General features: G+C 69.8%; 8 protein-coding genes. 3 read left to right on the forward strand and 5 right to left on the reverse strand.

Going from position 1 to position 8,912, the window contains the following annotated elements:
* Positions 1-208: 208 nt before the first annotated feature.
* Genes C4313_RS10370 through C4313_RS10380 form a run of 3 tightly spaced genes read left to right on the forward strand, consistent with a single transcriptional unit; the run spans position 209 to position 2,928 of the window.
* Positions 209-1,579: a CpXC domain-containing protein gene (locus C4313_RS10370; protein WP_352429789.1), complete on the forward strand. Its 1,371-nt coding sequence runs from the start codon at positions 209-211 to the stop codon at positions 1,577-1,579.
* A 12-nt stretch (positions 1,580-1,591) separates the two neighbouring features.
* Positions 1,592-2,383, forward strand: coding sequence for a dihydroorotate dehydrogenase electron transfer subunit (locus C4313_RS10375; protein WP_352429790.1), 792 nt, complete (start codon positions 1,592-1,594; stop codon positions 2,381-2,383).
* Between the two features lie 8 nt (positions 2,384-2,391).
* Complete coding sequence (locus tag C4313_RS10380) at positions 2,392-2,928, forward strand: NUDIX hydrolase (RefSeq protein WP_352429791.1); 537 nt, start codon at positions 2,392-2,394, stop codon at positions 2,926-2,928.
* Here the strand turns inward: C4313_RS10380 and C4313_RS10385 are convergent.
* The 5 genes from C4313_RS10385 to C4313_RS10405 form a co-directional block, all read right to left on the reverse strand.
* On the reverse strand, positions 2,893-4,089 hold the full coding sequence (locus tag C4313_RS10385) for a peptidase MA family metallohydrolase (protein WP_352429792.1): 1,197 nt from the start codon (positions 4,087-4,089) through the stop codon (positions 2,893-2,895). The genes C4313_RS10380 and C4313_RS10385 overlap by 36 nt on opposite strands.
* Before the next feature lie 4 nt (positions 4,090-4,093).
* Positions 4,094-5,005: an AEC family transporter gene (locus tag C4313_RS10390; RefSeq protein ID WP_352429793.1), complete on the reverse strand. Its 912-nt coding sequence runs from the start codon at positions 5,003-5,005 to the stop codon at positions 4,094-4,096.
* Positions 5,006-5,023: 18 nt separating this feature from the next.
* Positions 5,024-6,103 carry a HEAT repeat domain-containing protein gene (locus C4313_RS10395; RefSeq protein ID WP_352429794.1) on the reverse strand — a complete coding sequence of 360 codons (1,080 nt, stop codon included), beginning with the start codon at positions 6,101-6,103 and terminating at the stop codon, positions 5,024-5,026.
* Between the two features lie 105 nt (positions 6,104-6,208).
* Positions 6,209-7,762, reverse strand: coding sequence for an ATP-binding protein (locus tag C4313_RS10400; protein ID WP_352429795.1), 1,554 nt, complete (start codon positions 7,760-7,762; stop codon positions 6,209-6,211).
* Between the two features lie 85 nt (positions 7,763-7,847).
* Positions 7,848-8,912 (reverse strand): beta-galactosidase (locus C4313_RS10405; protein ID WP_352429796.1); only part of this gene is annotated, 1,065 nt, incomplete at its 5' end.

An 8,912-nucleotide genomic window follows, 5' to 3' on the forward strand; every position in this document is an offset into this window, starting at 1 on the left:
GGCGCGCGCCGGCCGGTTTCCCCAGGATAGCCATGGGGGAAGGCCTTGTCAATGGGGGAGGCTCCGCCCACGCCCCACCGCCGATCCGGAGGGCGTCCGTCCCCATCCCTCCGGAGCAGGGGATTGGGAGAGCGGGGCGATCTGGATTAAACTTAGGGCGATCCCGGCGACGGGCCTTTTTAGGATTTCCCGATCAGGAGGGATACGAATGCCGTTCCCGCCCACCCCGACGGTCATCCGCTGCCCCTTCTGCGGGCAGCCGGTCCAGGTCTCGGTGCGTCAGATCATCGACGTCTCGGAAGAACCGCATCTGAAGCGGCTGCTTCTGGCCGGCCGCCTCAACGCTTTCGTCTGCCCCCACTGCGGCAACCGGGTGAGCTTCGCCGCGCCCTTCCTTTACCACGACCCGGAGAAGGAACTGGCCTTCGTTTTCGTGCCCATGCAGCTCAACCTCAAGGAGGCCGACCGCCAGCGCATCGTCGGGCAACTCACCGACGCGGTGCTGCGCCAGCTCCCGCGGGAAAAGCGGAAGGCCTACCTGTTGCAGCCGAAGGAGTTCTTCTCCATCCAGAGCCTCCTCGAGGCCATCCTGCGGGCCGACGGCTATACCGACGAGGATCTCAAGGCGATGGAGGAGCGGACCCTCCTGCTCCACCGCCTCCTCAACGCGCGGCGTATCGAGGACGCCGAGGAGTTGATCCGGGAGAACGCAGGGAAGATCGACGCGGAGTTCTTCCGCCTCTTCCAGGAGGCCATGGCTTCTGTCCAGCAAGAGGGCTCCCCCGAGGAGTTCGCCCGCATCACGGCCCTCCGGGACCGGCTGCTGGAGCTCACACCTTACGGGCAAACGGTGCGGGCACGGACGCAGATCATCGAGAAGTTCACCCGCTCGCCGGGGCCGGAGACCTTGCTGGAGGCCCTTCTGGAGGCGCCGGACGCCGCCACGCGCCAAACGCTGGTGGCCCTGGGGCGGGGCTTTCTGGATTATCGCTTCTTCCAAACCCTCACCCGTCGGATCGAGGAGGCGGAGGCCGCCGGCCGGAAGGAGGAGGCCGAGCGGTTGGCCGCCCTGCGCAGGGAGATCCTGGAGGCCCGCGAGGCGGTGGATCAGGAGGTGCGCAAACTGTATGAGGAGCGGGCCCGCTTCATCCGCGAATTGCTGGCCGTGCCCTCGGAGCGGGAACTGCAGGAGCGGATGGTCCAGCGGATCGCCGAGATCGATGACATCTTCTTTGACGTGCTCCAGATGAACATCGAAGCGGCCCTGGAGGCCGGCGACCGGACCCTGGCCCAGGCCTTGAACCTGTTGGGTCAGATCGCCATGGCGCTGCTCCAGCAGACCCTCCCGCCGGAGTTGCGGCTGCTCAACGCGCTGCTGAACGTCCCCTCGGAGGAAGCGCGCCGGCGGATCCTGGAGCGCAACCGGCGGCTGTTGACGCCCGAGTTCCTGCGCTGGCTGGAGCAAATGGAGGCCCGGATGCGGGAGGACGGCCAGGAGGCCATGGCTGGTCGGATCGCCGAGATCCGGGCGCTGGCCGAACAGGTGGCCAACACCCCAGCCATCCTGCGCCCCTCGTGAGCGATGGGTCCGATGGAGCCCCTGGGGATCGATGGGCGGTGGACGCAGACAATGGCCTGGGCCGCCGGAGGCCCACCGCGGGCGGCCCGGGTGATGCAGGTGGTGACGGAGAGCCCGCGGGTGCGCACGCTGATCTTGGACGCCCGGCTGGACGCCCGGCCGGGCCAGTTTGTGATGGCATGGCTTCCCGGCTTCGAGGAGAAGCCCTTCAGCCTGGCCGAGGTCGACCCGGTGGCCCTGACGGTGGCCCGGGTGGGCCCGTTCTCCTCCGCCCTGCACACCCTGGCCCCAGGGGACCGGCTTTGGATCCGGGGGCCTTTGGGGCAGGGGTTCGTCCTGGAAGGGCGGCGGGCGCTGCTGGTCGGTGGCGGATACGGGGTGGCCCCCCTGGCCTTTCTGGCCCGAGAGGCCATCGCCCGCGGGATGGCGGTGACCGCCATTACCGCGGCCCGGCGAGCCGAGGACGTACTCTATGCGGCGCGGTTCCAGGCGCTGGGGGCGCGGGTGGTGGTGGCCACCGAGGACGGCTCGCTGGGGGAGCGGGGGCAGGCCCCGGAGGTCGCCCGGCGGCGGCTGGAGGCCGAGCCCTATGATGTCCTTTACGGCTGCGGGCCGGAGGGGATGCTGGAGAGCCTGAGGGCGCTGGCGGCCGCCTTGAGGATCCCTGCCCAGTTGAGCTATGAGGCCTATATGCGCTGCGGCATCGGCCTGTGCGGCTCCTGCGAGCGGGATGGGCGGCTCCTCTGCCTGGAAGGCCCTGTCCTCCGGTTCCCAGCGCCGGTGTCTGCTACGGAGAGCCGGTGAGGATATCGGTGGGGGATCTGTTCCGGTTCTGTCCGAAGTGTGGTGCGCGGCTGACCCATGAGTTCCTCTTCGGGCGGGAGCGCCCGGTTTGCCCGGCCTGCGGCTATATCGTTTTCTACGATCCCAAAGTGGCTGTGGGCGTGGTGGTGGAGCAGGCGGGGCAGGTGTTGCTGGTGCGCCGGCGCTATGAACCGGGGAAGGGGGGCTGGGCCCTCCCGGCCGGCTTCGTGGAGATCGACGAGGGCCCGGTGGCCGCTGCCATCCGGGAATGCCGGGAGGAGACCGGGCTGATCGTCCGGATCTGTGGCCTGCTGGGCGTCTTTGCCGTCTCCATGGATCCGAGGGGCTCGGCGGTGTTCATCGCCTACCACGGCGTCTCAGTGGGGGGCACGCTCGCCCCAGGGGACGACGCGTTGGAGGCAGCCTTCTTCCCTCCCAATGGGCTCCCCTCGCCGTTGGTTTTCGCCAGCACCCGTCGGGCCCTGTGGCGTTGGGCGCGGCGACGGGGCCTATCGCTTCCGTGGTGGAGCGGAGCGGGCCGCTGAGATGGGGAGGAGGAGGGAGAGGGGGCCCAGGCTCATCAGGAGGAAAAGGGCCAGCCAAGGGCCGAGGGCCTCCAGGGCGGCGGGCAGCGGCGGGCGGGGTTGCAGGGCGGCCACCGCTTCCGCTTCCAGCCGGGCGAGGGAGCGCCCAAGCACCTGGCGGACACCGCTCTCGCAGGAGCGCTCCTCGGCGTAGGCCTGCAGCAGCCGGCGCAGCCCGCCCATTCCCTCCCGATCCCGGATGTAGCGGACCACCGCCCACGCAAGCCCATCGGCCTGCCGTGCCCGCAGGGGGTCCGAGGGAAAGTCCCCACACAGGCCGCTCAGGGTGATCCCCTCCCAGCGGGGCTCTAGCAGCGCGCGGACCAGATCCGGATCCGGTGTCCCCTCGTTGAGGAGGGCCCAGCCTTCCTCCAGCCAGCCGGGCAGCGGGCGCCCACCGGCCAGATCCCGCAGGATCACATGGGTGAGTTCATGGGGAATCACCCGCCGCAGCGTCTCCAGGCCAGCGGCGTCCGGGGAGGCGCGCAGGATCACCGCCCGCCAGAGGGGTCGGACCTCCCCTTCCAGGTCGACGCCGGCCAGGCGGAAGGCGGCGCGGGCCAGTTCCGGGTCCCCATACCAGAACAGTTCGATGGGTTCCGCCGGTGTGTAGCCCAGGGGTCCGCCGATACGCTCCAGGCTCTGGCGGGCCAGTTCTAGGGCCGCGCGGGCCAGGCCGGGGTCCCCAGCGTGCCAATGCAGCCGGAGGGGGCCCTCCTCCAGGGTCTTCCAGGCCACCCGGTTGTCCTGATACCGGATCGTCTGGGGCTCCGTGAACCGCCAGTGGCCCTCTGCGTCTTGCAGGCCCCACCAGAAGGTGAGGGGCGCGAAAGGCGGCAGCGGGTCCTGCCGGAGGTCCCGCTCGTAGGTCACCTGGATGCGGGTTTGCCCGTCCAGGGCGATCCGCGCGGTCTGGGGAGCCTCCATCCCGGGGAACCGGTAGAAAAGCGCTGCCTCGACGAGGGGGACCGGGCTCTCGGCCTCGAGGGTGAAGCGGAAGCGTTGGCCGAAGGTGTAGTCGGCGTCGGCGCGGGCCGTGAAGCCCTCCTCCCCCGCGCGGGAGGGGGCGGGCAGGGGGAGGAGGAGGAGGATCAACCACACCCGTAGGAGACCCCGGGACATCGGATCACCCCCGCAGCCAAGCGATCCACAGGCTTAAGGTGAGCGGGCTCAGCAGCGTGGAGAGGAGGATGACGCCGGCGATGGTGTGGGGATAGACCCCAAACTCCACGGCCATCACCACGCCGGAGATGGCGGCTGGCATGGCGCTTTCCAGAATCCCGGCCTGCCAGGCGGGGCCCTCCAGCCCCCAGGCGCGGGCGAGGAGGACGGCCGTGGCGGGCATCACGGCCAGGCGCAAAGCCGTGGCCAAGCCGATCAGCGCCCGTCGGTTCTCCAGGCGGGCGCGGGAGAGCTCCAGGCCCAGGACCATCAAGAGGAGGGGGATAGCGCCCCGGCTGAGGAGGGCGACGCCGGCCTCGAGGGGCTCCGGCGGATGCCACCGGGTGAGCCGCACCAGGGCGGCCGCCAGGGCCGCGTAGAGGGCTGGGAGGGAGAGGGCCTGTCTCCAGCCAACCCGGCCGCCCCCGTGGAAGGTGAGGAGCAGCCCCACGGTGTTCAGGAGCAGGTTGTTGGTCATGAAGAAGAGCACCGCCCAGGCCATGGCGGCTTCCCCGAAGGCCCGCTGCACGACCCCCAGCCCGTAACTCCCCGCGTTGACGAACATTGCCGTCAGCATCAGCGCGGTCCGCTCCAGGGTGGACAGCCGAAGGGCCCGGCTGAGGAGGAAGGTCAGCATCCCCGCGGTCAGGGGGACGGTGGCCGCGAACCCGAGGAAACGGACCAGTTCCGCCCCGCCGATGTCCGAACGGGACAAGGAGATATACACCAGGGAGGGGTTCAGCACATAGAACGACGCCCGGGCCAGCGGCTGTGGGGGGACGTTCCAGCGCTTTCCCAGAAACCATCCGGCGGCGATGGCGATGAGGATGGGGGTGAGGTCGTGGAAAAAGATCTGCGGGATCAGGCGTAGGAACACGGGAGGCGCTCCCGGCCCTCAGCGTCGGCGGCCCCGACGGCGACCCTCCTCCTCGTCGTCCCCCGGCTCCTCCTCTCCTTCTTCCCATGCCTCCTCGTCCTCCGCTTTCCCCTCCCAGAAAGCCAGCCACGCCTCGGCCTCTTCCTCCTCCGCCTCGAGGTCCAGTTCCAGCAACGGCATCGTGCCTCCGGCCCCCTCCATCAGGTTGAGTTCCTCAAGGGCCTCCTCAGCGAGTTGGGCCAGGTCCTCGTCCTCCCCCTCGGCGAGGGCTTCCAGGATCTCGCGGGCCCGCGGCCCGCCGATCTCCCCCAGGGCCCAGATGGCCGCCTCCTGGATCTCGACGTCGCCCTCCTGGATCAGCCGTTCCAGGATGGGGACGGCCTCCCGGATCCCGATCTCCCCCGCGGCGACCACGGCCTCGTAGCGCACGGCGGGGCTGGGGTTGCGCAGGGACTCCATCACGTAGGGAGCCCAGCGGCTCTCTGCCGTGCGCCCCATGGCAAAGAGGGCGCTGACGCGCATCCGCTCGTCCGGGTCGGCGTAGGCTTCCTCGATCATGCGGGGGAGGTCGGGCTCCAGGGTGTTGCCCAGGGCCTCTAGGGCCCGTCGCCGTACCTCCAGGGGCTCCTCCCGGTTGTAGAAGGCCTGGCGCAAGGCCTGGATGGCCGGTTGCACCGCGGAAAGGGGGATCCGTTCCATGATGCAGGCGTTGTAGAGATAGCGGCCCAGACCGATGGCCGCCCGCGCCCGGACCTCCGGGGAGGGGTCCTGTTCGAACAGTTCGAAGAAGCGGCGCAGCAACGGGAGATCGGAGTCCTCATACCACAGCCCGTCGATCGCCAAGGCCCGGACCTCGGGGTCGGGGTCGCTCAGGGCCATGCGGAAGACGCGGCCGAAGTCGACTTCCGTGTTCTCCTCGCTGAGATCGACCAGGTGGCTCATGATGGCCCGCCGCCGGGCCGGCGAGAGGGTCAGCCAAGTCCGGGCCACCTGTTCGAACTCCCGGTCGTCCAGGTCCGAAAGCCAGAACAGGCGCGGGATGGAGAGAGGGGTCTGTTCGTCCTTCAGATGGGCCAGCAGGGCTTCCACCGACGGCATCTGCGCACTCCCTTCGTGTCATGCCGGGGCATCGGCCCCGGCGGGCTCTCTGTTCATTCTATCTATATCGCGACAGGGGGTGCTTTTCAAGCGGGCGGAGGGAGATCAAGAGCGTGGGCGGGGGAGCGCGAAGCTGAAGGCGGCGCCGCGGCCCGGCGCGCTTTCCACCCAGATGCGGCCGCCGTGGGCCTCGACGATGGCCCGAGCCAAGTAGAGGCCCAGGCCGGTCCCCGGCGTCTGGCGGGCTCGGGCCGCGCTGGCGCGGTAGAAGCGCTCGAAGATGCGCTCCTGCTCCTCCGGTGGGATCCCGATCCCTTCGTCGGTGACGGTGACGATCACCTCGCGCGGGGTGGCCCGCCCGGAGATCCGGATGGTCCCCCCATGGGGGGAGTATTTGATGGCGTTGCTCACCAGGTTGGCCAGCACCTGCTCCAGCCGGCGGGGATCCCCATGGACCAGGGGGAAATCCGGCGGGAAGTCCACCACGATGAAGTGCTTGTCCGTTTGCGGGCGGAACCGGTCGGCCACCCGCTCGGCCAGTTCGTCCAGGGCGACTTCGGCGAACTGAAGCTCCAGGGCGCCCGCCTGCAGACGGGAGGCGTCCAGGAGGTTGTCGATGAGTTGGGTCAGCCGGTCGGCCTCCTCCTCGATGATCCCAGCGATCTGGCGCACGGTGGCCGGCTCCCAGGTGGTGTCCTCCCGCCGCAGCGTCCCAGCGTAGCCCTTGATGATGGAGACGGGGGTCTTCAGCTCATGGGAGATGATCGAGATGAACGTGGATTTGAGTTCCTCGGCCTCGCGGAGGCGGGTCATATCCCGGGCCACCGCGATGATGTTCACCAGGCGCCCGGTGCGGTCCAGCAGGGGGGAGTAGGTGATCCCGACGCTGACGCGGCCGCCATCCCGCCGGACCAGATCCCCTTCCACGTAGATCGGCCGGTCGCTGGCCAGGGGCCATCCCCCTGCCTCGGCCTCGGCGAGGGTCATGCCGGAGCGCTTGGGGTTGAGGACCACCACCTCGTCGTGAGGGCGGCCGAGGGCCTCGGCGGGCGTCCAACCGGTCAGCCGGGCCATGGCCCGGTTGAACACCTGGATGCGGTGGGCGGCGTCCAGGATAAGCACGCCGTCGGCGCTGGCCTCGATGATGGCCTCCAGGCGCCGTTTTTCGGTGGCCAGTTGCTGATAGAGCTGGGCGTTGTGGACGGCGATGGCGGCCTGGTCGGCGAAGGCCCGCAGCAGCAGGCGGTCATCGTAGGTGAAGGCGGTGCCGAAGGCGCGGAAGACCACCAGCCACCCCAGCAGGTCATCGCCGACGGTCAGGGGAAGGGCCACGGCCTGCTGGGCCTCCATCCGGAGGATGCGCAGCATGTGAGCCAGCGCCCGCTCCATCTCGGCCCGCCCCCCGGCCTCGGGCTGGGCGGGCAGGCTGGCCAGCAGCGCGTCCAGGGCCTTCCATTCCGTGGCCGGCAGGCCATGGGCGGCCCGGATGGTGAAACCCTCCTCGTCGCGGAGGGCGATGAAAGCGACCTGCCCAGCCAGCATCTCGGCCGCCGCCTCGACGATCAGGCGGAGCACCTCGTCCAGGTCCAGCCGCGCGGTGATGGCCCGGGCGATCTCCAGCAGGTAATCCCGTTGGCGGATCCGCAGATCGGTCAGCACGGCGCCGCGTCCCCTCGCTGTCCCTCCTCTATTTTCCCCCGAGGCCCATCCGCGCGCATCCTCCTGCGGCCCGGGGAATGGCGCCTTAGGGAGGCGCGTTGGGGAAGGCCTGCAGATACGCCTGGAGGGCGCTGAAGGCAGGGCGGGGGACACCGCGGGTGTCCACCAGGCTGTAGAGGACGTTGTCGTCCCGCGCGGGTCCGAAGCCTTTGGGGGCGAAGTCCAGGTTCCACACGATGGCCATGCGGATGAAGCCCCAGGCCCGCATCCGGTCCAGGGCCTCCACGAGCCAGCGGGCCTGCTCTTCCAGGGTGTTATCCAGGGCGAACGCGAACCCCGGCGGGGCGACGCCGTATTCTTCGGTCGAGGCCCAGCCGAACTCCGTCACGCACAGCGGCTTGGCGTCCCCCACGATCTCCCGATACCCCCACACCGTCGATTTCAGGCTCCAGCTGTGATGGGGGTTGTCGAAGGGCCCACGGAACCGGGCTGTCCGGGCCTTCGGCAGGGCCGGGGCCTCCTCGGCCGCCACATCGGGGCCGATGTTGTAACCGTTGTGGTGGACCCCCACGCAATCCGCATAGGACAGGAAGCCGGCCGCCACCATCTCCCGCAGATAGCGGAAATCGTCCACCGCGTTGACCCCGTCGTCGATCCCGGTGGGGGAAAGGGCCCCGCTGATGACCATGATCTCCGGATCCTCCTCTTTGATCGCGGTGTAGGCGGCCCGGAGCAGGGCCACGTAGGCCTCTGGCCGCAGCCCGTCGGGGGTCTGCCATTCGCGGCGCAGGTTCTGCTCGTTCCAAACCTCGATGGCGTGGATCCGGCCCCGGTGCCGCCGGATGAGGACCCGCAGGAAGCGGGCCAGGTCCTCGGGACGGTCGGGAGGGCCGTGAACGCCACCGGCAGCCCGGCTCCACGCCGGGGCGGTGACCACGCTGAGGACCACCCGGAGCCTTTCCCGTTCTGCGACGATCAGGAAGCCTTCCAGGATCCCCCAGTCGTAGCGTCCCGGCTCGGGCTCGTGCATCGACCACAGGACCTGTTGCTTGACCCAGGGGAACCCCACCTGGCGGACCACTCGCAGGGTGTCCCGGGGGTCTCCCACGTAGCCATGGACCTGGACACCGATGGCCAGGGCGGCGGGGCG

The sequence above is a fragment of the Thermoflexus sp. genome (assembly GCF_040289485.1).
In the GTDB taxonomy this organism is placed as follows: Bacteria; Chloroflexota; Anaerolineae; order Thermoflexales; family Thermoflexaceae; genus Thermoflexus.

Coding starts and splice junctions, on each gene's coding strand:
- C4313_RS10385 (WP_352429792.1), bottom strand. CDS start 4,089: ATGTCCCGGGGTCTCCTACGGGTGTGGTTGATCCTCCTCCTCCTCCCC.
- C4313_RS10375 (WP_352429790.1), top strand. CDS start 1,592: ATGGAGCCCCTGGGGATCGATGGGCGGTGGACGCAGACAATGGCCTGG.
- C4313_RS10370 (WP_352429789.1), top strand. CDS start 209: ATGCCGTTCCCGCCCACCCCGACGGTCATCCGCTGCCCCTTCTGCGGG.
- C4313_RS10395 (WP_352429794.1), bottom strand. CDS start 6,103: ATGCCGTCGGTGGAAGCCCTGCTGGCCCATCTGAAGGACGAACAGACC.